This window comes from Pseudomonas sp. A0308 (assembly GCF_044218815.1).
GTDB lineage: Bacteria > Pseudomonadota > Gammaproteobacteria > Pseudomonadales > Pseudomonadaceae > Aquipseudomonas > Aquipseudomonas iridis.
The window spans coordinates 75,056-97,743 of record NZ_CP162581.1; the positions used below are offsets into that span (position 1 = coordinate 75,056).

The 22,688-nt window shown below is 54.9% G+C and carries 21 protein-coding genes; 5 read left to right on the forward strand and 16 right to left on the reverse strand.

Translation table 11 applies throughout. The annotated features are described in order from the left end of the window. Positions 1 to 214 precede the first annotated feature (214 nt). The 3 genes from AB4P92_RS00355 to AB4P92_RS00365 all read left to right on the forward strand — a co-directional run bounded on the left by AB4P92_RS00355 (position 215) and on the right by AB4P92_RS00365 (position 3,054). Positions 215 to 1,264: an LLM class flavin-dependent oxidoreductase gene (locus AB4P92_RS00355; protein ID WP_169906575.1), complete on the forward strand. Its 1,050-nt coding sequence runs from the start codon at positions 215 to 217 to the stop codon at positions 1,262 to 1,264. Between the two features lie 303 nt (positions 1,265 to 1,567). Continuing rightward, entirely contained in the window at positions 1,568 to 1,879 is a 312-nt protein-coding gene (locus tag AB4P92_RS00360) for an EthD family reductase (protein ID WP_169906573.1), read from the forward strand. Positions 1,880 to 2,310: 431 nt separating this feature from the next. Continuing rightward, positions 2,311 to 3,054: a histidine phosphatase family protein gene (locus AB4P92_RS00365; protein ID WP_169906571.1), complete on the forward strand. Its 744-nt coding sequence runs from the start codon at positions 2,311 to 2,313 to the stop codon at positions 3,052 to 3,054. 1,617 nt (positions 3,055 to 4,671) lie between these two features. Here AB4P92_RS00365 and AB4P92_RS00370 read toward each other — a convergent pair. Genes AB4P92_RS00370 through AB4P92_RS00380 form a run of 3 tightly spaced genes read right to left on the reverse strand, consistent with a single transcriptional unit; the run spans position 4,672 to position 6,954 of the window. Beyond that, positions 4,672 to 5,493 carry a CoA ester lyase gene (locus tag AB4P92_RS00370; protein WP_169906569.1) on the reverse strand — a complete coding sequence of 274 codons (822 nt, stop codon included), beginning with the start codon at positions 5,491 to 5,493 and terminating at the stop codon, positions 4,672 to 4,674. Continuing rightward, a complete protein-coding gene (locus tag AB4P92_RS00375; RefSeq protein WP_169906567.1) occupies positions 5,490 to 6,695 on the reverse strand; it encodes a CaiB/BaiF CoA-transferase family protein in 1,206 nt (401 codons plus the stop codon). The genes AB4P92_RS00370 and AB4P92_RS00375 overlap by 4 nt, the downstream gene beginning before the upstream one ends. After that, entirely contained in the window at positions 6,688 to 6,954 is a 267-nt protein-coding gene (locus AB4P92_RS00380; protein WP_169906565.1) for a hypothetical protein, read from the reverse strand. Before AB4P92_RS00380 ends, AB4P92_RS00375 begins: the two co-directional genes overlap by 8 nt. Positions 6,955 to 7,078: 124 nt before the next feature. Between AB4P92_RS00380 and AB4P92_RS00385 the strand changes: the two genes are divergently transcribed. Then, positions 7,079 to 7,999: a LysR family transcriptional regulator gene (locus tag AB4P92_RS00385; RefSeq protein WP_169906563.1), complete on the forward strand. Its 921-nt coding sequence runs from the start codon at positions 7,079 to 7,081 to the stop codon at positions 7,997 to 7,999. 315 nt (positions 8,000 to 8,314) lie between these two features. Here AB4P92_RS00385 and AB4P92_RS00390 read toward each other — a convergent pair whose 3' ends face one another. The 3 genes from AB4P92_RS00390 to AB4P92_RS00400 are packed head-to-tail and all read right to left on the reverse strand — an operon-like array spanning position 8,315 to position 10,507. Continuing rightward, positions 8,315 to 8,968, reverse strand: a complete 654-nt coding sequence (locus AB4P92_RS00390; RefSeq protein ID WP_169906562.1) for an SDR family oxidoreductase — start codon at positions 8,966 to 8,968, stop codon at positions 8,315 to 8,317. Positions 8,969 to 8,976: 8 nt separating this feature from the next. Beyond that, complete coding sequence (locus AB4P92_RS00395) at positions 8,977 to 9,411, reverse strand: tautomerase family protein (RefSeq protein WP_169906560.1); 435 nt, start codon at positions 9,409 to 9,411, stop codon at positions 8,977 to 8,979. 16 nt (positions 9,412 to 9,427) lie between these two features. Beyond that, positions 9,428 to 10,507 (reverse strand): alcohol dehydrogenase catalytic domain-containing protein, encoded by a 1,080-nt coding sequence (locus AB4P92_RS00400; RefSeq protein WP_169906557.1) that lies wholly within the window; start codon positions 10,505 to 10,507, stop codon positions 9,428 to 9,430. A 71-nt stretch (positions 10,508 to 10,578) separates the two neighbouring features. On the opposite strand from AB4P92_RS00400, the gene AB4P92_RS00405 reads away from it, so the two are divergent. Continuing rightward, entirely contained in the window at positions 10,579 to 11,550 is a 972-nt protein-coding gene (locus AB4P92_RS00405) for a LysR substrate-binding domain-containing protein (RefSeq protein ID WP_102879481.1), read from the forward strand. Between the two features lie 15 nt (positions 11,551 to 11,565). On the opposite strand, the gene AB4P92_RS00410 is transcribed toward AB4P92_RS00405, so the two are convergent. The 10 genes from AB4P92_RS00410 to AB4P92_RS00455 form a co-directional block, all read right to left on the reverse strand. Continuing rightward, a complete protein-coding gene (locus tag AB4P92_RS00410; RefSeq protein WP_102879480.1) occupies positions 11,566 to 13,023 on the reverse strand; it encodes an aldehyde dehydrogenase family protein in 1,458 nt (485 codons plus the stop codon). A gap of 42 nt (positions 13,024 to 13,065) precedes the next feature. Next, entirely contained in the window at positions 13,066 to 14,163 is a 1,098-nt protein-coding gene (locus AB4P92_RS00415) for an NAD(P)-dependent alcohol dehydrogenase (protein WP_102879479.1), read from the reverse strand. Between the two features lie 267 nt (positions 14,164 to 14,430). Then, the gene (locus AB4P92_RS00420; RefSeq protein WP_102879478.1) at positions 14,431 to 15,183 is read right to left on the reverse strand and encodes an SDR family oxidoreductase; all 753 of its coding nucleotides are present in this window, start codon (positions 15,181 to 15,183) and stop codon (positions 14,431 to 14,433) included. Between the two features lie 44 nt (positions 15,184 to 15,227). Next, entirely contained in the window at positions 15,228 to 16,661 is a 1,434-nt protein-coding gene (locus AB4P92_RS00425) for an aldehyde dehydrogenase family protein (protein WP_102879477.1), read from the reverse strand. Continuing rightward, positions 16,658 to 17,392 (reverse strand): ABC transporter ATP-binding protein, encoded by a 735-nt coding sequence (locus tag AB4P92_RS00430; RefSeq protein WP_197881983.1) that lies wholly within the window; start codon positions 17,390 to 17,392, stop codon positions 16,658 to 16,660. The genes AB4P92_RS00425 and AB4P92_RS00430 overlap by 4 nt, the downstream gene beginning before the upstream one ends. Next, positions 17,389 to 18,129: an ABC transporter ATP-binding protein gene (locus AB4P92_RS00435; RefSeq protein WP_102879476.1), complete on the reverse strand. Its 741-nt coding sequence runs from the start codon at positions 18,127 to 18,129 to the stop codon at positions 17,389 to 17,391. Before AB4P92_RS00435 ends, AB4P92_RS00430 begins: the two co-directional genes overlap by 4 nt. Continuing rightward, positions 18,126 to 19,067 carry a branched-chain amino acid ABC transporter permease gene (locus tag AB4P92_RS00440; protein ID WP_102879475.1) on the reverse strand — a complete coding sequence of 314 codons (942 nt, stop codon included), beginning with the start codon at positions 19,065 to 19,067 and terminating at the stop codon, positions 18,126 to 18,128. Before AB4P92_RS00440 ends, AB4P92_RS00435 begins: the two co-directional genes overlap by 4 nt. Then, positions 19,067 to 19,969: a branched-chain amino acid ABC transporter permease gene (locus tag AB4P92_RS00445; RefSeq protein ID WP_102879474.1), complete on the reverse strand. Its 903-nt coding sequence runs from the start codon at positions 19,967 to 19,969 to the stop codon at positions 19,067 to 19,069. Before AB4P92_RS00445 ends, AB4P92_RS00440 begins: the two co-directional genes overlap by 1 nt. Then, positions 19,966 to 21,246 (reverse strand): ABC transporter substrate-binding protein, encoded by a 1,281-nt coding sequence (locus tag AB4P92_RS00450; RefSeq protein ID WP_197881981.1) that lies wholly within the window; start codon positions 21,244 to 21,246, stop codon positions 19,966 to 19,968. Before AB4P92_RS00450 ends, AB4P92_RS00445 begins: the two co-directional genes overlap by 4 nt. Positions 21,247 to 21,643: 397 nt before the next feature. Next, entirely contained in the window at positions 21,644 to 22,633 is a 990-nt protein-coding gene (locus AB4P92_RS00455; protein ID WP_102879473.1) for a zinc-dependent alcohol dehydrogenase family protein, read from the reverse strand. Positions 22,634 to 22,688: the final 55 nt, after the last annotated feature.

A 22,688-nucleotide genomic window follows, 5' to 3' on the forward strand; every position in this document is an offset into this window, starting at 1 on the left:
GGTGTTGCGTAAAAAAAACCGCTGTGCAAGGATACATAACAGTTGTTTTGCAACGTGGCTCGATGATCGCGGTGACGATCCCAAGCGGGTCAGTCGGGCAGTAGTTCAGTGCAATTTGGCGCGCCAGTTGATTGGCGGTTGTCCGAATGCATGAGCAACCGTATTTAGTAAAGTTGGGTCATGTCGGCCTACACCTAAAACACGAGGAACGTAAATGAAAATCGGCATAATCTCCGACGGTGCGTTGGCTGGCACACCGCCACAAAGGAAAATGCACGACATGATCCGCGAGGCTGTGCGTGCAGACGAGCTCGGTTTCTATTGCTGGGGTACATCTGAGGCCCACTTTATTGATGGTCCGACTATTTCAGCCCCTGACGCGCTCTATGGTGCTGTCGCGGCGCTTACTAAAAATATAATTATTCGCTACATGGCCGTTACGATCCCGTTCCATAATCCAATTACGGTTGCAGAGCGTTTAGCTACCCTCGATATTTTATCTAATGGGCGGGCAGAACTCTGTACGGCTCGTGGCAACAATAAATTAGTCATGCAGGCCTTCGGTGTAAAGCCAGCCGAGACCAAAGATCGGTGGAAGGAGGCGATAACGGTAATTGGGGAGACGCTGACCAAAGGTGTGGTCTCTAATCCCAACGGAAAGTACTGGCCTTTTGAAGAAGTTAAGGTCAATCCTAGGCCATTGCAGAAACCATCGCCCCATTTGTTTTCTGTGAGCTCAGGGCCTGACTCTCACAAACTGGCAGCTGAGTACGGCGTTGGAATACTTACCTTCGATAATTTTTTTGGATGGGACTACATAGATGAGTGTATTAGCGCTTACCGCGATACAATAGGAAGCGCAACTCCAGTTAATGATCGTGTGAATAATTCATATGGTTATTATGTTCCAATTTTTCATTGTGCAGCTGATCGAGCAACTGCATTGGCTGAGGTAAGAATGCGAGCCTTTGCTTATGTTCAGTTCATTTTGGATATTTATTTGCCATTGGCTAAGGAACCTACGTATGAGTACTTTGCCGGTATTCAACGTATTGTAGAATATAAGCGAAACCTTGACAAACTCATAGAGCTCAGCCCATCGATCATGGTTGGTACACCTGATGATATTATAGTCGCACTCAGAGCGCTTGAATCCCGCGGTGTGGATGAAGTGATTTTGACCGTTGATGCGATGAGTCACGAACAACATATGCGTACTCTTGATCTTTTGGGAGAGCATGTTCTTCCGCACTTTCATAAATGATCATGTTTATAGTTAACGCAGAGTTTGAGTTTTTTGATATCTCAGACCTTACATGTTCTACTTTGGTGTTTTTTGGATGAGTGTGTAATTCTCTGGCAGCAATCAAAAATCCATAAATCAGGAACGGCTCCATGCTGCAATGTTCAGGGATGGCCAAAAAATAGTCTGATAGTGAGGGCTGGGAATTTGGCCGTTGCCCTGAAAGCTGATGCGTATTCAAATGGCCATACGTATACATTCGATAGTATGCGAAAAGCAATATTCTGCATTCAGATGTACCATCAAACATAGCGAGGAAAACCAATGTATCAAGTGATAGTTCTTTACGGAGTTCCAACGGACCCTGCAGCCTTCGATCAATACTATGAAGAGGTCCACACGCCACTTGTTAAGGCGATCCCTCATCTGAAAAGCTTTTCTGTGAGTAAGGGTCCTATAACCATCGTTGGTGGCGGAGGCCCATACTATCGTATCGCCTTGCTTGGTTATGCTGATCTGGAGTCGCTTGAGGAATCTCAGATGTCTTCAGAGGGTATGAAGGCATCAATGGACGCTGCAAATTTTGCAACTGGTGGCATGACAGCGTTGGTAATGGAAATTAAAGATGAGCTGTAAGTAAAACAGCGGTGGACAAGGGGTCGCGTTGAGATTAACTGTTTCTCGGCGCGATTCCTTAAATGAGCAGCTGTGGTAATTTTTTTTACGGCGCGTACTGGCTGACGATGTTAGACTTTTGAGGGTGTTCACATACATCCCGTTGATGTTGTTTGGTGGAAAACTGTGAAAAAAAACTGTGGAGATGGTGAGTGGTTTTATAGTTGTATTGTGTTTGATTTCTTTATTCGTGGTGTCGCTATGCTTCTTGGTTTTAGCATTCAAAATTAATCACCAAAAAAAACCTGCTTTTGAGTTGTCAGCTAATTTTAAGTTTCAACTATTTGTGATGTGTTTTTTTGGCTTCGATTAATCCAATCTTTAAAATTTGGCTGAGGTGCTACGCACAATGCTTTCTCAGGTTCGCGTAAATCTTATTCCAGGGTGATGAGATGAAAGTTGATGCGTTCGCCTGCGCCGTAGTTCCAAGTGACTCCATAAGCCGTTTTCGGAGGCGTTGCTATCTGGTTCGTCACGGAGATATAGAGTCTTTCCAGAAAGACACTAACGCCTTGGAATCTTGCAATTTCAAACTATCCGATAAGGGTATTCGTCAGGTTCGCGAGCTTGCCGTCATGCTGCAGGATGTTACCTTCGACCGGGCGGTTTGCTCGGATTATCCCCATGCCTATCAAACCGCCAGAATTCTGCTAGATGAACAGGAAGGTATGTTGGAGCGAGCCGAGGCGTTCAGGGAAATAAAGGCTGGCTGCCAGGGCAACATTCCGCGGCACGAGCGGCACGAACTAATCGGTGTTGCCTACGAAACTATTGACGAGGTGGGTGGAACGTTTTTGGGCGGGGAAGACTGGGATAGTTTTGAGGCTCGTGTTCTTGAACAATTTCATCTTATTGTCAGCGAGTCGTCATGGCGTTCGCTTCTTATTGTCAGCCACGACGCAGTAAATCGAATATTGCTGGCCTGGGCAATGGGCGGAGATCGCCACTGCGTAAAGGGGCTTGAGCAGGACTATGCCTGCCTGAACATTATTGATTTGGATCTTATCGGCCAGCAGGTAGTTAAATGCCTGGTGAGAGGGGTTAATATCACTCCCTACGATCCCTGCAAAGTCTTCGACCAACGTACAGGGGAGAGGGTTCATGAGCTATATTACTCAAACGCAGAAAAGCAATAAGTTGTCCCATGGGTGAGTCTGTCGGGTATAAAGCTATTCTACGAGGTGTAAACCATCGAGGGTTACTGTTCAGTTTCTAGCGTTACAGTAGTGATTCCACTGAACTGGAGTAATTTGTTCAAGAGAATCGAATGGTGTGTCAAGCACTTAGCAAAGAAGAAATTCGCTGGGCGTTATTCGGGCGCGCTATTATGTGAAGAAAACCCTCCAAGGCCCACAGGAGGTGTTCGCACATAACACCAACATCCTCAGCATACTCTTGGCTGAAACCGAGGCGAAGGCCGACGCGGAAAAGAAAAAATTTCGCTATTTTGGCGTTATCTCAGTCGAATAGTTCTGATACTGAACACGCCGAGCCATTCATACTCTTGGAGTCGATATGGAGCAAAGTAACGCCTCCGACACCGTCCGCTTAAAAACGAAGAGCTCGAAACCATTATGTGTGATTGTAATCTGACATGTAATTGGACGCATGGGCAGATCGCGCGAAAGCGTGATCGTCCCATTGCTGCAGCGGCGGCAGCGGTTATTGACTACGCTCATCGCGTACGCTAAATGTTTAGAACGCTCGAAACGATCAGCATTTTCTTATCAGCCCATTATCTGAATGTCGACAGTGGGGCTTGGCTGTCATTTCGGCATTGGGCCTTTGCTGGGTCTGCCCGTGACAGCCACGTTATCGGTACAGGTGGGCGCTGCACGGTGACTCAGATCTCGGCCACGAACTTCCCGATCTGGGCGTTAGACTCTATGTATCTATGCGAGGTCAGCGATCTGGTCGAACGGCAAAACTTTAGCCATCAGCGGGCGCAACGTACCTGACTGCTACACCGCCGACTGGATCAAATGCCATTCGGACACGTTCACCATCAGTGCTCCCTAGGCCGTTAAAAACGGCATCCCAAATACCCGCTGCCTCGACAGATGTGATGCCGCTACGTTGGCGTACAAGGGCTTGAACGGACGTTGGCCAGCCGTTGCCGATCTTCATATCCCTATGACGTCCAGCCTATCACTGGAGGTAGCTGCCGAGCGTTTTGGTATCAATGTAAGCCCAAAGGAATGGAATCGTTGCAGCATTACTTCGATGAGAGGTTTGCATCGATCACGATCTACCCGGACGCCTTTAACGCCCAACCTCTGCTCAGATTTTAAGGGATGTTTATCGGTATCTGTTCCAAGATGTCGACGCATTTGCGGTAGGCTTCAACATCGGAGTAATGAAGTCCCACCTAGATATCTAGCGCGAGATCTGCCTTCGGTTGGACGTCAGAAAGGCCTAGGGTATGGACACTTCCAGCGACCACATTGTGATGCTCGGGGATTCGTTACAGTATGTCCAAGATGGCCCCAGAGCGATTGGAGTTTCTGGGTACCATCTGGATTCTATAAGGGGAGGGGGGCAGTAGCCTCATCTACTTCGCCGAGCTAGAGGTCGAGGAGTAGTTGGAGCTAAGGCTGGGTGAATAAGAGAATCTAGCGTCCTGTCAAACCTGCAAAGTCGAGTGAGTCATAACACCTGCATTTCAGTCTTGAGTTGACCTTGCCTTGCTCTATGGACATTCGGGCCACCTTCAGGCATGGATCGCAACTGCCCGACGCGGACGCTCGTCGATGCTAAAGACTCTGTAACAGTCGGCGAGCTGCTGCGATGACTGGCGCGTCGATCATCTTGCCGTCTAAACGAAATGCTCCAACACTTCCCTCAGCGCCATCCACAACCCTGCGAGCCCAGTCTATTTCTTGCACTGTGGGTTCGAAAACGGTGTTCACAACCATCACCTGGCTCGGGTGGATGCAGAGCATGCCGCCGAACCCCCTATCCGAAGCGTCCTGGGCGAACCTGGCAAGGCCTTCAAGATTAGAAAAATCTGGGAACACCGTATCGAGAGGCCTAGCGAGCTTAGACCTCGCAGTTGCGATGAGTATTTCATATCGGACTTGATCAAATATCCGACCTGCAGCGGCGCTCTGCGCACGCATCCCAAGATCTAGCCCCAGATCCAACGCGCCAAACGTCAAGCGCTCGACGCCTGATACTGAGGCAATGGCGGGGAGAAATTCCAATCCCTTGGCGCTTTCGATCAACGGCCAGATCCGTTTGCCTGTGGCCGCAGCACGAGCCACCTGGTCAGCCGACTCTGCCTTGGGCAGCAAGATGACAGAGACTTCGGGAAAGCGGCCGCAGAAATCCAGGTCGGATTCATGCTCATGATGTTCGCTGGCGTTAACGCGAACCACCATGCGAAGCCCTGGGTTGGCGGTAAGGTAGATGCCCAGATGTTCTCGCGCCTGACGCTTCATCGATTCTTCGACAGCGTCTTCGAAATCAACAATTATCGTGTCGGCACCGGTGGCGATCGCCTTATCGAATCTTTCCGGTCGGCTACCAGGGACGAACAGCGCAGTTCTGATTGAGGGTTCCAGATGCATGCTCATATCGCACCCGCCACCTTCAGTTGCTCGATATCACGTACGGAGTAGCCCAGCTCAGCGAGGATTGATTCGCTGTGCTCGCCCAAGGCCGGTATCGCATCCATACGCGGTGTGAATGCACTATTGGCACCTGGTGGCAGCAGCGCAGGCAGAGTGCCTTGAGGGCTCCCCACATCGACCCAGCGATTACGCGACTTCAGCTGGGGGTGCGACCATACGGCGTGCATATCGTTGACCTTGGCATTGGCGATAGGAGCTTCATCCAATCGCTTCACCACCTCCTCAATGCCGAGGGTTGCAAAGGTGTCCACAATGATGGCGCGCAGCTCGCTGCGGTGAGTTGACCGGTTGGCATTGGAGTTGAAACGCTCATCGGCCTGTAATTCAGGCTGACGAAGGACACGCTCGCAAAAGAGCGCCCATTCACGTTCATTCTGCAGGCCGAGCATGACTCTGTCGTTTTCGCCTACCGGGAATGGGCCGTAGGGGTAGATGGTGGAGTGGGAAGCCCCAGCCCTTGGCGGCGGCTCGGCACCATCGAATGCGTAGTACATCGGATAGCCCATCCACTCGACCAGGCTTTCGAGCATGCTGACATCGACACGGCTACCCACTCCCGTGCGACCTCGTAGCAAGAGTGCCGAGAGAATTCCCGTGTAGGCGTACATGCCCGCTGCTATGTCAGCAATGGAGCAACCTGCCTTTGCCAGCTCATCAGCTCCGGCACCGCCTGTTACGGAGAGAAATCCGCCCTCGCTCTGGATCAGAAGGTCGTAGGCTTTCTTCTGCTCATAGGGGCCACCCTCACCGTAACCCGAAATATCGCAGACGATCAGTTTGGGAAAACGCTCATGAAGAGCTTCAAAGGACAATCCCATGCGTGCAGCGGCACCGGGTGCCAAGTTCTGCACAAGTATGTCTGCCTTGGCCAGCAGCCCTTCCAGGATAGAGTCTGCCCCCGGCTTTTTCACATCCAGGGTCAGGCTTTCTTTTGATCGGTTCGTCCAGACGAAGTGTGAGGCGAGTCCCTTTGTACGGGTGTCATAGGCCCGAGCGAAATCGCCGACGGCCGGCCGCTCGATCTTGATCACACGTGCACCCAGGTCAGCGAGCTGGCGCGTGCAGAAAGGCGCAGCGATCGCATGTTCGAGGCTGACAACAGTAATGCCATCCAGTGGGCGAGGGGGGTGAGTAGTTTCAGTCATCTTTAAGCTCCGTCAGCTTGGCTAGATAATTGTCTTCGGCCTCAGGGAGAAAGCCGCCGCGCTGCGGGTGCCCATCGATGCCGAGTGCCGGCTCGCCCACTGGCTCCTGAAAAAAGCACCAGTGCCACAAGGGCTGAAGGGGGGCATTGACGCTCAGGGTGTCCAGATTGAACGTGGCAGCTATACGCTTGAGGAGATTATCGCTTAGAGGGTCTGATGACCGTTCTGTACGTCCCAACCAATCGGTGAAATGAGCCATTAAATTGGCACTCAACAGTTGTTGTTATGAGCAGATCATGAGAGCCTCATAGCGTTCTGAGAAGTAGCGTTTCTTAAACCCTGCGTTTTGAAATGGTTAACACATAGCTAAGGCCACATCCTCTATGCATCTCGACCTAACTGACCTGCGCCTTTTTATCCACATTGCGGAGGCCCCCAGCCTCACGCAAGGTGCTAAACGCGCATTCATTTCTCCTGCAGCCGCAAGTGTTCGAATCAAGGCGCTCGAGGCCCAGCTCAACTGCCACCTACTTTATAGGGGAAGCAAAGGGGTTGAACTGACCGACGCAGGCCAGCGATTGCTCAAGCATGCTCGGCTGATCATGCGACAGATTGGTTATCTGAAAACCGAGTTTGCGGAGTACGGGACAGACTCCTCAGGTCACATACGGATATTTGCAAACACGACAGCCGTCACAGAGTTTTTGCCTGAAGTCCTGGCTGGATTTCTGGCCAAGAATCCGGGCGTTACGGTAGACCTTCAGGAGCGTCTGTCGCGCGACATCGTACGGGGTGTTCAGGAAGGGGCTACCGACATAGGGATCATTGCTGGCCCTGTGGCTGCCAAGGATCTGCAGGTCTTGCACTTCAGCACTGACCGGCTCGTACTGGTCGTGCCGAAGGGCCATGTGCTGGATACCGGTGAGCCTCTGAAGCTCAGGGACGCCTTGGCTTTCCACCATGTGGGCCTGCAGGAGGGCAGCACGCTGCAAGAGTTCATGCGCGAACAAGCTGAAAAACTGGGTGAGCACCTCACCTGGCGGATACAGGTCACCAGCTTCGAATCCATCTGCCGTATGGTTGAGGCGGGTGTTGGTATCGGCGTGATCCCCGAGTCAGCGGCGACCCGGCACAGCCGCACAATGGCGCTGTCGATTGTTCAATTGGATGAACTCTGGGCCGTCAGGGAGCGAAGCATCCTCGTCAGGCAATTGGAGGCACTGCCAGGCTGCATAAGGGCGCTGATTTCCATCTTGCGTCCGGAAGCCATCGACATCCATTCCATGCCCAGCAGTGGTGGGTAAAACAGGGATATGTCCAGGATCAATCGCTCAAGCCTCAGATGCTCTTGGGCTGACGCCAGTCCATTCACCCCATCAGCGACCCATTGAAGCGTCTGAGTGGACAGCGTGCGCGCGTGATCCAGTAACCGCTGAGTACCGGACCCCGGTCGCCACAATCTTTATCAAAAGCTCGTTATGGCGCGGTTCATCCAACTGCAACTGTTCGATCAGAAAGTGGCCGCCTTTTTCTCTAACTACTGCGGCTTTCACCTCAACCATGGGATCTCCTCGCCTTCAATGGGCGTTACTGACAATAATCAACGTATCAAGACAGACCTATTGCGCCATTTTTGCGACCGCCTCGGACACGGGGGTGTCTCCGGCAGTCAACTCGATAATCAGGCGATTCACCGAGGGCGTTTCAATCAACTGCACAAGCGTGGCCGCGACGTCATCGCGCGATACTTCGCCGTACGGGATAGCAAGCCCCGTTCTGATCAGGCCGGTTCCAGGCTCATTGAGCAGAGTTCCTGGCCTGAGAATGACCCAGTCGAGTTCGGTGTGGGACAGGTAGACGTCCGCCTGGCGCTTCACGAACATGTAATGCTCGAAATCTTCAGGCATTCGTTTTTCGCGCCATGCATCTGGAAACGCCGAGACGAGAAGAAAGCGCCACACGCCTGCATATGCAGCAGCATCGCTTGCCTTGGTCACGCCGGCGCCATCCACCGCATCGGTCATCTCGTTGCCACCGCCATTGGCCCCCGCCGTGAAAACCACGGCGTCGGCCTCCAGCATCAGCTCGCTCAGCTCTGTCGTGGACGTGGTGACAAGGTCACCCAGGACAGAAATTGCCCCGATACCTCGCAGCACCTCGGCTTGCTCGGGACGACGGTACAGGCCTACAGCGCTATGGCCTGCTTCGACCAATTGCCGACACAGCCGCAGCCCCGTTTCACCGGTCGCACCCACTACAAATACTTTGGCCATTGGCAACCTCAGACTGGCTTGGCATCAGCCGGTGGGTTGCGCAGGTCGTTCAGGGTGATGGTGTCTCCGAAGACGCCCCAGTCGATTGTGGATACGTCACGAAGCACGATGTAGACCGGTGCAAGATCCTGCTCCGCAATGCCCGCGTGCTTTCGAATGGCTGCCGTGAACCGGGTGATGAGGCTCTCTTTGGCCACAGCATCCAGGCCGCCCTGAAAGGCGTTTACTTCTAGAGAAATGATCTTGGTGCCGCCAGGCTTACCGCCGTGGTAGACATGGGAAGCAGGGTGATCTTTGAAGTAAATCCAGGTGGTGCTTTTAACAAACGGGGTGGTGGGCAGGCCTTCCGACTCAAGGGCCGCGACAGTCAGCTCTTCGGCCAAGGCGTCGCGTGCCGAATCACTGAAGGTGCCTTCGGGGCTGTTTACGTAGATAAGAGGCATTGAGAAAATTCCTGATTCAGTCGAACTTGGTGATGATGACGTAACCGTTGGTATCGAATTTGGGCATCCTGTCCATCACGGACTGGACGTCTTCCAGACTGACTTGCTCGGTCACGTGCTGGCTCGGATTGAGTCGGCCTGCGTCGATCATTGAAAGCAGCTTGGCGTATTCAGGCTGCGGATTGCCCAAGCTGCCGGCGATCGACCATTCGCTGAACACAAGCTTGTCGATCGGGATGGTCAACAGGCCTTTGTCTTCTTCGCTGGACAAGCCCACGGTCGCCATACGGCCACCCTTCATCAGGCTTTCAAGGGCTGTCAGTGTGGCGTTGCTGACCCCGACCGCGTCGATCGATGCGCTAACGCCAGTGCCGTTGTTCAGTGCACGCACTTTCTCACCGGCCTGTTCTGGGGTCAGGCCCGAACTGTTGAGGGTCGCGACGGCGCCAAGCTTGGCAGCGGCCTTGAGCTGAGCTTCACGTGTATCGATACCGATCACCTGGGCTCCGAGCGCAACCGCGATCTCAACTGCTGCGAGACCAACACCACCCAAGCCAACAATCGCTACCTTTTCGCCACCTTTGACATTGGCGCGACTGGCCACCGCTCGGTAGGCCGTCATGTATCGGCAGCCCAGCGCTGCAGCGTCGAGCTCCGTAACACTCTCAGGAAGTGGAACGCAGTTGAGCGAGGCGTTAGGCACTCGAACGTACTCAGACCAACCGCCTGACCCTTCCAGCATGAAAGGCCATGAGGCGTCGTCGCAAATATTCTGAGAGCCCTTGCGGCACTGTGGGCAGCATCCGCACGCGAAGTTGAACGGGACGCTGACACGGGTACCTGCGGTAAGTCCTTTGACGCGTGAGCCGACTTTCTCGACCACTCCGCCAATTTCGTGACCCAGGGTTGTTGGCATTGGCAGCTTCAAACCCAACCAGGCCCAGTCGCCATTCCACAGATGCCAATCGGTACGGCAAATCCCCGATGCGGTGACCCGCACGAGGGCCTCGTCATCACCGATTTCCGGGATGTTCACTCGGCAGATCTTTAGCGGTTCTCGTAGGGTGTCTACTCGAACAGTACGCATGGTGGTCATGTTTTTCTCCATCTGTAATGCTGGTGAAAAAAGCATAGCGAGCACACATAGATTCGACTAGAGTGAACATTATGAAGAGCGAATTCACTTTAAATGAACTTAGGAAAATGGATCTCAACCTGTTGGTAGTGTTGAGCGTCTTGGTACGTGAGCGCAGCGTCAGGCAAACAGCGGCGCTTTTGCATGTGGGATCTCCCGCGATCAGCATGTCGCTGAACCGGCTTCGAGAGTTGATGAATGATCAGCTCTTGGTGCGAACGGGGAGGGGCATGGCACCTACCCCCAAGGCGTTGGAGCTGGTGACGCTGATCGATCCATTTCTGCAAGACCTTCGATTGGCACTTTTGGAACGAGGGCATTTCGATCCAGCCACCGTCACACGTGTGGTGCGATTTGCGATAGCCGATGACCTGGAGGCGGCGCTGCTTCCGCGCCTCATTCGTGCGCTTCAGGAGCAGGCACCCGGCGTTCGACTGGTCGTCAGAGACGCTGACTACCACTGCATCGACAAAATGCTGCAGTCGGGCGACGCGGAGGTGGTGCTGGCTGCATTACTGCCAGAACTGCAGCTCAGAGAGCCTTGCCAAATCCTCTATGAAGAGGGGTTTGTGGCGCTGTTTGACCCCAAACAAATCGTGTTGGCCGCTCCCATAGGACTGGATGAGTACTTAGCGACCCCGCAGCTGCTGATCTCGCCTCGTGGTGAGATCTGCGGAATGCTTGAGCCTCAACTACAGGCGCTAGGACGCACCCGAAATGTCATTGCCACATTGGCGAGGTTTTCAACGCTGCCGCTGGTGCTCAAAGAGACCCCCATCCTGTGCAACGTACCTTCCACCACAGCACACTTCCTGGCCGACCATTTCGGACTGGCCATAAGCGCTCTGCCGTTCAACTCCTCCCGATTCAATATCGGGATAGCGTGGCAGCATGTGTTGAATCAGGATCCGTTCACTCGATGGTTCACATCACTTGTGAGCGAGCTGATGATGGAGCTAAGGGAACAATCACAAGCCAATCAGGCCCCAGCGCAAACACGCTGAGGCCGCGTCCGGGGCCTATTTCTTGAACATGTAGCTCTTGGTGTTGGTGAACCCAGCCAGACCTTCCTGGCCGTTCTCAACGCCCATCCCGGATAGCTTGTGTCCACCAAACGGAATGTCAATGCCGTGGATGTGGATCTCGTTGACCCACACTGTCCCGGTTTCCATTCGCTTGGCGACCGCGATCGCGGCAGCGCGATCGCCACCCCATACAGAACCTGCAAGGCCGTAAGGGCTAGCGTTGACCCGAGCAATTACATCTTCCACATCGTCAAACGCAATGACGGGCAGAATGGGGCCAAACGGCTCCTCCTGCACAATGCGGCTATTCTCGGGCGGGTTGTCCACAACGGTAATCGGAACAAAATTGCCGGCCAGGCTCTGGTCAATAACACCGCCTAGCGGAACGTTGTAGCCCTGCTTGCGGGTATCCTCGAACAGGTCAATCAACTTTTCGTACTGCATACGGTTCTGGATCGGGCCCAGGTCAGTTGACTGATCCATCCCGTCACCCACCTTGACCGTCTTGGCGTACTCCACAAAGGCTGCTGTAAAAGCCGCATGAATGCTGGAGTGCACGTAAAGCCGCTTCACGGCAATGCACCACTGCCCAGAGTTGCCAAACGCTGCCCAGAACAAGGGTTTGACGATCGATGGCCAGTCAGCATCGGCCAGTACCACAGCTGCATCGTTGCCGCCCAGCTCCAATGTGATGCGCTTAAGATTGGAGGCGCCGCTGGCCATTACTTTCTTGCCTGTCGCGGTGCTGCCGGTAAAGCTGATCTTGGCGATAGCGGGGTGTTCTGTGATGATCTGTCCGAGTTCATTGCCCCCGGACAGCACACTGAGCACGCCTGGCGGCAACACAGACTGGGCGATCTCACCAAAGAACAGGGAGGTGAGAGGCGTGTAGGGCGACGGCTTCATCACCATGGTGTTGCCGGTGATCAGGCATGGCGCCACTTTCCACAAGCCAAGAAGCACTGGGAAGTTCCAAGGAGTGATCGCACCCACCACGCCCAATGGCGTGTGGTGAACTTCGACGACGTGCTCCGCCGTATCTTCGATCACCTGGACTGGAATTTCGCGCTTTGCCACTTCCCGAACCCAGTAGATCGCAGCTTCCACCTCTGACTTTGCCTGACTGTGCTTGGGCTTACCCTGTTCCAGTGTCAGCAAGGTAATCAGCTCATCCTGGCGGGCTTCGAGCGCGTCAGCGTATCGCAGGATGTAATCCGATCGGGTCTGCCAAGACAGAGCAGACCAGCTCTTGAACGCCTGAGCCGCAGCCTGGATGGCCTCTTCAAGCTGCTGAGCAGAAGCCTGGGGCGCCTGAGCGATGACCTTATTGTTAGCAGGGTTCAAGACGTCGAAGGAGCGGTCAGCGTCGACCAGCTTCCCATTAATGGATAGGTGGAAAACCGACGGCAATCCAGCCGCTTGGAGCAGATCCAACGAATGAGCAGTATTCATTATGCAATCCTTCTTATTATCTTCGAATGAGTAGACACATCCTCAAGGCTTCAGGATGGGCTTGAGCACGACACCGCTTTCGGAGTCGGCTACGGCCTGATTGATGTCTTCAAGATCGTAGTACTTCACTAATTGATCAAATGGGAAACGGCCGGCGCGCCATAGCTCAATCAGCTGCGGGATGAACACGTGAGGAACGCTATCGCCCTCGATGATGCCCCGCACGCTTCGACCGAAAAGCAGCGTGTTCATGTCCAGCGATACCTCGGCGCCCAGTGGAGCAGCTCCCACAAGCCCGCACACGCCCGGAATCGACAGGCAGTCGACCGCTTGGCGAAGCACTTTAGGGCTGGAGGTGCATTCAAGGCTGTATTGAACGCCGCCATCAGTGATCTCGCGGATGCGATCAAGCGCGTTGGTAGTGCCTGCATTGATGATGTGGGTAGCACCCAGTTCAAGTGCCAGCTCCAGGCGGCTATCATTCATGTCAATGGCGATGATGGTAGTGCAGCCGACGGCTTTGGCCGCCATAACGGCTGCAAGTCCTACCGAACCCGCTCCGAACACGGCAATGCTGCTACCAACGCCCGGTTTGAGCGCATTCATCACAGCTCCAGCACCCGTCTGGATGCCACAACCCAGCGGGCCCATCAGCTCCAGAGGGACATCCTGGGCGATCTTGATCGCATTGCGCTCTGATACCAGCGCATGTGTGCCGAATGAGGACTGATTGAAGAAACATCCACAGACAGTACCGCCATCCCCGCCTTTATAAGGGCTGGTCCCATCGGGCCGATAGCCGCCGAAATTCTGTTCGTAGAACTGAGAGCAATACCCGGGCAAGCCCTTCAAGCAGTTCCCACAGTGGCCGCAGCTGGCATAGCTCAGAACCACATGGTCGCCGGGTTTGAGGGTTTTCACCTCAGAACCTACCGCTTCCACAACCCCGGATCCTTCATGCCCTAACACGAGAGGAAGTGGGACAGGGTAGCCCTGATCTCTGACCACCATATCGGTGTGGCACACACCAACACCGACGATTTTTACGAGCACTTCGTCCTTACGTGGAGCCTCAAGCGTGAGGGTTTCGACCACGAAAGGAGCTGATTTTTGACGAACGACTGCCGCTCTGATTTGCATATTTATTATTCTCCGTGCGCCCCAGGCCAACTTGTTGGTGGTTTTGAAAAATGACAAGGGCGCGGCTATCGCCACCATGCATCAGAATTGGCGTAAGTTGAATCTGCATTCTGAAAAGGGGGTGTTAATCCAGGGCGAACGCTAACTGGCCGCGTTGAGCGAGCTAAATTCCAAGCATTGCGCTTTGAGTGCATGAAGAGTCCAGATGAGTCATTGAATAATCCCGAGGCACGCAGTCGTGGGCGGGCGCCCCGGGATTCAATGCATTTACACCACTCGGCCACCGTCGACCGGAAGTTCAACGCCGTTCAGGAAGGCGGCGCCGTCTGTTGCCAGGAACACTGCGACAGCCGCGATATCATCAGGCTTGGCCAAGCGACCTAACGGGATGGTGGAAAGAAACTTCTGGCGGTTCGCAGGCGTGTCCGGCATACCCATGAAGTCTTCAAGCAGGGCTGTCTCGCCCATGACCGGGCAGATGTTGTTGACCCGAATGCCGTCTGGGCCCAGCTCTACAGCCAGGGACTTGGACAGCAGATTCACAGCGCCTTTCGAGCCGTTGTACCAGGTCAGACCAGGGCGCGGGCGAATACCGGCAACCGAACCGACGTTGATGATCGAGCCGTTCTTGCGCTCGCGCATCAGTGGCACGACGGCCTTGGTCATGTGGAAAATCGATTTCACGTTGACAGCGAAGACTCGATCAAAGGTTTTTTCGTCAACGTCCATCAGTGGCTGATTGCGATGCGTTGTCCCTGCGTTATTGACCACAACATCGGGAACGCCGAAGGTCTTGACGCAAAGATCCACTGCTGCTTGAACCTGGTCTGCTTGAGTGACGTCGCAGGCAGCGGCGATCGCGTTGGCGCCGAGTTCATCGGCCAGTTTGCTGGCAGCTTCGAAGTTGATATCCGCGAGGACGACCTTGGCGCCTTCCTCGATGTAGCGACGTGCGATGCAAGCGCCGAAGCCGCTTGCCGCGCCGGTTACGATGGCGACTTTATTATTGAGCTGTGCCATTTTTCTCTCCGTTACCATTAAGAATCTGATTGTTCGATACAGGCTTAGCCGTGGTGACTGACCACGGTCTTGGTGATGCTGAATTCATCCAAGGCGAGGAGGCCTTTTTCACGCCCGTGCCCGCTTTTGCGGATACCGCCGAATGGCAGCTCGACACCGCCGCCTGCTCCATAGCAATTGATAAACACTTGCCCGCCTTCCAGGCGTTTGGCCATGCGCTGCTGACGTGCACCGTTTTCGCTCCAGATCGATGCAACCAGGCCATAGTCAGTGCCGTTGGCCAGGGCCACAGCATCGTCTTCGTCATCAAATGACAACGCCGCGAGCACAGGGCCGAACACTTCTTCACGCGCCAGTTTGTGGTCGCGTGGAACGGGGCCGAACAGAGTCGGACGCACGTAGTAGCCGCCTTTGGGCAGATCGTTGTCCATGGCACCTTCTGCGATCACTGGCAGATCGGAGTCCTTGCACTCCTGGATGAATTGGTTGACCCGGCCAAATTGAGCTTTGGTGATGATTGGGCCGCAGTCTGGCGCGGTCTCAGGCAGTCCGACACGTACTTCACGGAACTTGGCAGCTACGCGTGTGATGACGTCCTCGTAGACCTCTTTTTGAATGAGGACACGGCTACCAGCAGAGCAGGTCTGGCCTGCGTTCTGGATGATCGCTCCCACGATCACAGGCACTGCCTTGTCGAGGTCGGCATCTGCAAACACCACCTGAGGGCATTTACCACCCAGCTCCAGCACGCATTTGACGTGGTTGACGGCAGCAGCGGTTTGAATGGCGACTCCGACATCAGGAGAGCCGGTGAAGGTGATCAGGTTGATGCCTGGGTGACCCGCCAGCGCGGCGCCCGCTTCGCGACCATAGCCGGTCACGATATTCAGCGCACCAGCAGGCAGACCGGCCTCTGCGGCAATCTCGGCGAAGCGAAGCGACGTCATGCATGCATCTTCTGCTGGCTTGACGATCGATGCGTTGCCCATGGCCAACGCAGGCGCAATCGTACGCCCGAGCATCTGAGCCGGGTAGTTCCAGGGGATGATGTGACCCACCACACCACAGGCTTCTCTGACCACGCTGACCGTGTAGCCAGACAGGTACGGAATTACCTCGCCATGGACTTTATCGGCTGCACCACCGTAGAACTCAAAGTAGCGTGCAAGCGCCTCGATATCCTTGCGGGCCAGGGCAATAGGTTTGCCCGTGTCCTTGGCTTCGATCTCTGCCAGTTCCTCAATGTTCGCCAGCACGCCGTTGCCGATACGAACCAATATGCGGCCTCGCTCGGTAGCGCTCATCCGACCCCAGTCGCCATTGACTGCACTGCGCGCGGCCTTTACTGCCAAGTCGATGTCTTCAGGCATGCCCCGGGCGATTTCGGCATACGCCTCGCCAGTGACAGGTGAGTAGACAGGAATGCTCTGCCCGCCGGTAGCAGGGACTTTGCGGCCGTCGATGTAAAGCGTGCTCATGATTGTGCCTCCATTGGCAGATGGTTAATTGAGTCGGAACCAGTTTCGCGGCTGGTATTGAGGACAGGTGACAGCTCCCCCCGCTCGATGTGCAACACATGGTCAGGGACATCCTTTAGCAGGCTGCCGTTTGATTCAGTCACGACGATGCAGAGGTCTGGAAGACGCTGCTGCAGCTGTTTGAGGGCGTTGCTGTACTCGGTCGCGAGGGCAGGTGCCAAACCCTGAAATGGCTCATCCAGCAAGATCAGCTTGCTGCCGATCATAAGCGCTCGACCAAGGGCAGCCATTTTGCCTTGGCCACCTGATAAGGCTGCGCCAGAGCGGTTTAGCATGGGCTTGAGCTGAGACACGACCTCAAGCGTCGTCGCCAATCGTTCATCAACCTCACGTTTGTTCATCCCCGCAACCTGGCAGGGCAGGCGAAGGTTTTCTTCAATTGAAAGGGTCGGGAACATCACGCGCTCCTGCGGCGCGTAACCAATGCCCAGGCGTGCGCGGCCATGGGCTGGCACACGCGCAAGGTCAGCGCCTTCGAACAGGATTTGCCCTTCCTTGGGCTTGATGAGGCCCATAATCGTACGCAGCAGGGTCGTTTTGCCCGCGCCATTTCGGCCTACCACGGCGATGATGTTTCCTTTATTCAGATCAGCGTTTACGCCTCTGAGAATAGGTACTCGGACGATGTCGGCGCTGACGTTGGCAAGGTGGATCAGGATGTCGTTTTTCATTCGCCAAGCACCTCACGCTGGATGAGCGGATTGCTCAGTACACTGGCAGGACTACCGTCAGCAGCGACCGCTCCACTGATCCAGGCAGCCACGCGGGTTGCGTAACGCTTAACGATATCCACGTCATGTTCGACGAAGATCGCGGTGACCTTCTGGTCGTCCAGAGCACGCATGAGAATCTCCATCACGCCATGCTTCTCTTCTGTCGACACGCCACTGGTGGGTTCATCGAGGATCAGCAATTTGGGCTGAAGCATGAGCGACATGCCCACATCCAGCAGCTTGCGCTGGCCTTCAGGAAGGTTGTTGCACAGCTCATCCTGTCGATCGCACAGACTGATCAGATCAAGCATCCGATCGATTTCTACTGCGCTGCTGCCGCCAGCCAACGAACTCCAGGAAGACAAATTCTCAGCACGCGCGACTGCGGACAGCTGCAGGCATTCGCGCACGGTATGTTCAAGGAACAACTGGGGAAGCTGGAAAGACCTTGCCATGCCCTGTCTGACGATTTTTCGCGGTGACTGGGCTGTAATGTCACGGCCGGCGAAGCTGACCCGACCTTTGCTAGGCTTGAGCAGCCCAGTGCAAATATTGATGAAAGTCGTTTTGCCCGCACCGTTCTGGCCAATCACTGCCAGGCGCTCGCCCTGTTCCAGGCTGAAGTTGATGCCGTTTGCCACCACCAGTCCGCCAAAGGCCAGCGTCAAGTCATGAGTCTGCAAAAGCGCTGTCATGCTGCACCTCCGATGAGGCGTTTACGACGATTCATCAGACCGGTAATGCCTTTGGGCAGGAAGTAGATAATCACGATCAGGATGGAGCCCAACACGAGCTGCCAGGAACCACTGACCAACGCGGCTGCATACATCTTCAAAAACTCGTAAAGGATCGCCCCGACGAATGCGCCGACTGCGTGACCGGCACCTCCCAGGATGGCGATGAAGACGAACTCACCAGACCGAAGCCAGTAGCCCATCTCGGGTGTGACCAGACCTTGAGAGAGGCCAAACAACGACCCTGACAGGCCACACAGCGAGGCCGACAGAACGTACCCTTTCCAAAGCACCTTCTTGGCCGAAACCCCGAGGTATTCCAGGCGGGTTTCATTGGTCTTGATGGCGGCTAGGGCTTGTCCACCGCTGGACACAAAGTAGCGCTGTACCCCCCAGATAGCCGCAAGCGAGATCGCAACGACCAGTACCAACAAGGCAATCTCGAATGGGTCACGGGTCAGTTCAAACCCCAGCAGTGTCGGGCGGTTGATCCGCAATCCATCAGTGCCGCCTGTGACCGCGTAGAACTTGCCAAGGACGGTGAACAGCACCATCGAGATGGCAAGGTTAAGCATGCCGAAGAAGATCTCCCGGTAGCGAACAACGAACGCACCAATGAGCATCCCCGCGACCACACTCGCCAAGGTGCCAAGCGCGATTAGCAAGACCCCGTCCATGCCTGGGAAGCGATGCCCAACAAAGGCCACCACGTATCCAGAGATACAGGCGTACATGGCGTGACCGAACGAGATCTGTCCGGCTTTGAGCAGAACGACAATGCCCAACGCGGCCAAGCCGTAGCACAGCGACAAAATCAGGGGAAGCTTGAGCCAAGGGAATGTCATTGCCAGACCAAGGATGACAACGACCGCTGCAGCATTAAGTAGGAGAGCGCGCATCAGATTTTCCTCGCCTGAACGACAGTGAACAGGCCTTGAGGCCTCGCCAGCAACACCAGAACCATGATCAGGTAGGGCATGACGACTTCAAATTCGGGGGCAAGGTACACGCAGAAAGAACGTGATAGCCCAATCAGCAGGGCGGTGATCAGTGCCCCCGTTATTTGACCCAGACCGGCACTTGCGACGACTGCGAACGACAGTACGATCATGTCCGCGCCGATACCCGGCACCAGTGACGTGGTGGGTGAAGCCAGTGCTCCGCCCAAGGCCCCCAGGACTGCGCCGACGACAAAGGTTAGATAGGCGATGCGCCGAGCATTGATGCCAAGAGCTGTCGCCACTTCTCGGTCATGGGTGACGGCGATGATCTGCCGTCCCATTAGGGTGCTGTTCAGGAACCACTTGAGGAGGAAGTAGACCGCCATCGCCGCGCCTGGGACGAAGAGCAACTGGTAGTTCATGTACACCACGCCCAGCAGTTCAGATGTCCCCATCTGGTTGACGACATCCGCCACAAAATAAGGCTGCGTCCCCCAGATCATCCTTTGCAGATCCTCAAAGATCATGAAGGTGCCATAGGTCACCAGGAGCTGGAGAATCGGGTCGCGATCCTGGAACTGCCTGAGCAAAAGCATCAGTACCGTACCCAGTACAATCCCCACCGCGATAGCGCCTGTGACCAGCAGCAGTACGGATGCCACCGCAGATTCCGACCCCTGCCCAAGCCATAGCCCCAAAGACGCTGCACCATAGCCACCGAACGCGTAGAGGCTACCGTGTGCCACATTCAGGATGCGCACTACGCCAAAGATGAAGGTCAGCCCCAGTGCAACCAGAAACAGCAATCCGGCGTAAGACATGCCGTCCAGCATGGCCAGGATGAAAATATCCCGGCTCATTGCAAGGCGCTCACAGGTTGAACCTGGTCAAGCAACGCTGGCGTCACGGTCTTGACCCACAAAGGGGACTTTTCACCTGGCGGCGTCGTGATCTTGTCGGCAGGGACGATCACGATGTCTTTCAACACTTTGAATTTGTAGTCGGGACTTGAGGTGGTGATGCCAAAGAGCTGAGATTCCAGGCCCTGCCCGTCTTCTGGGCGTATGCGGATCTGACTGGTCAGCCCCCGAAATTCGAGCCCCTTGAAGGCATCGGCCAACTGTTCCTCATTGGGCCATTTGCCGCCGTTGGCCTGGATCGCCCTCAGGTAGGCCGCCTTCATGCCGTCGAGCGCCTGCACCATGTGGTACACCGAGTAGATCGGGTAGGTGCCCGTGCGCTCGTGGTATTTGGTGACGAACGCCTGATGCCGGGCATCCTTGGCGTATTGGGGATTCAAGAAATAATGGTCGCCGCGCGCACCAATCAGGACGCCATCAGGCAGCGTATTACCAAGGCGCTCAAGTGAGGTTTCGCCCAGGGCCAGGAAAAACTTAGAGGTCTTCAGCAGGCCTCTCTGGCTGGCTTGGCGTACGAAGGTATCCAGGTCGCCTCCCCACGAGGTGGTGAGCACGACTTCTGGTCGCAAGACCTGCAGTCGGCTGACCTCGGCAGAAAAATCAGAAGCTCCGAATTTGGGGAACAACTCAGCAACGACTTTCACGTCTGGTTTGAGCTGCTTCAGCACAGCGCTGAAGATTTCCCATGAGTCTCGGCCCCATGCGTAATCCTGGTTTACGACTGCGATGGTTTTGAAATCAGGATTGACCTTTAGCAAGTAAAGGACGCTGGCAACCATTTCGGTGACTGCGTTTGCCTGGGTGCGAAAGACATATTTGTAAGAATGGCCTTCGAGTGCTTTTTCTGTCCCACAGTCCCAGAGAATGTTCACAACCTTCAGGTCTTCAGCGACGGGGGCGAGTGTGTTGCAGTTACCGCTGGAGATCGAGGCGATCATCACCTTCGCACCCTGTTCCTGCACGACCCGGCGGTATTCAGATAAAAGCCGATCACCCCCTACGCCCTCGTCAACGTAGACAGGATCTACCTTGACGCCATCAATACCGCCGGCTGCGTTGAGTTCTTCTATATATAGCTCGGCTGCAGCCTTAGCCGGCATGCCAAAGACTGAGGCGGAGCCGGACATAAATGTCGTGATGCCGATTTTGACGGAGTCAGGCTTATCGCCTTCGGCGTACGCAGGTAGCGTAGAAAGACCCACAACCGCACTGGTCATGATCCGCACGCACATCAACTTGAGTCTGGATGGGGACATAGGAGGTATCTCGATCGGCTTTTGTTGTTTTTATGAAGCTGTGTGCCGAGGATGCGCCGGGGAGGCCGTTTACGGAATTTGCAATTTGGTAAGAGGGTGTTTAGCAAAACAAAACGCGTCGCGGCATAGCGCACATGCGGCTCCCAGCGCCTATTGGGGTCTCAGGGTAGTTTGACGGCTTTGGGATAGGATGGGATCTTGCTTAGAAAGTCGGGTTAAATACATGTGAGGGCTAAGGCATTCATGAGCAATTAATGCCGGCTTAAAGTCCCCGTCCGGCTTTAGTGACACCGATATGGTGCTATTCACCATTCAAACTGCGCTGGCGACGAAGCCACCAGACGCGGAAGAATAGATCTTAGATCTCGATAGCTATCTTGCCAATTTGTGCGTTCGACTCCATGAACCGGTGGGCGTCGACGATTTGAGCAAGCGGGAAGACCTTTGCTATCAATGGACGCAGCGAGCCGGATTGCAGGCCCTTGGTGATGAATGCTTTAGCGCCGTCCAGACGTTCGGGGTCTTGAGTGATTTCAAACAACTGGTATCCACGAATGGTCAGATCTTTGCCAAGCACTTCCATCACAGGGATGCTCATGTCTGCTGTATCGAGCGCTCCGTACTGGAAGAAAATTCCGAGGTAGGAGAGTGCTCGCAGGACATTGGCTACCTCTGGTCCGCCCACTGGGTCAAACGCCATGCGGGCACCTGCGCCTGCGGTGATCCGGTTCACTTCGGAGACGAGATCCTGTTCCTGTGTCGCAATAACGTGGGCGGCTCCCGCGTCCAACAACGCTTGGCGCTTTTCACTGGTGCGGGTTAGCGCGACCGGAACTGCCCCCAGAATGTTTGCAATCTGGATGGCCGCCAACCCTACGCTGCTCGACGCTGCGCGAATCAGAACGGTGTCACCCTTCTGCAGATTCCCGATATCAACCAGAGCACCGTATGCGGTAACGAACTGCATCCAAGTACCGGCGGCTTCTACGGATGTCATTCCTGCTGGCTGACGAACTAAAGCGTGCACCGGGGCAACAGCGAGTTCGCCGTACATGCCGTAGTCTGCGAACGAGAAAGCGGGGATTACATTCACCTCATCGCCCACAGCATACTCGGTGACACCAGGCCCAACGCTCTCGATTGTACCGGCTGCTTCGTAACCGAGAGTGGCGGGCATCTCAGGGGTAAAGGTGTACTGGCCGAGCCGATACATCGCTTCTGCTCGATTGAGGCCAAGAGCCTTAACCTTGATACGAACCTCTCCGGCGTTTGGGCTACGCACATCAACGTCATCAATCTGAAGCACTTCTGGGCCGCCGATACGGTGGAAGCGGACGACTTTGGACATAATGAATTCCTCAAGATAAAGGGCGGACACATACTCGCTCTGGACGTATGCGCCG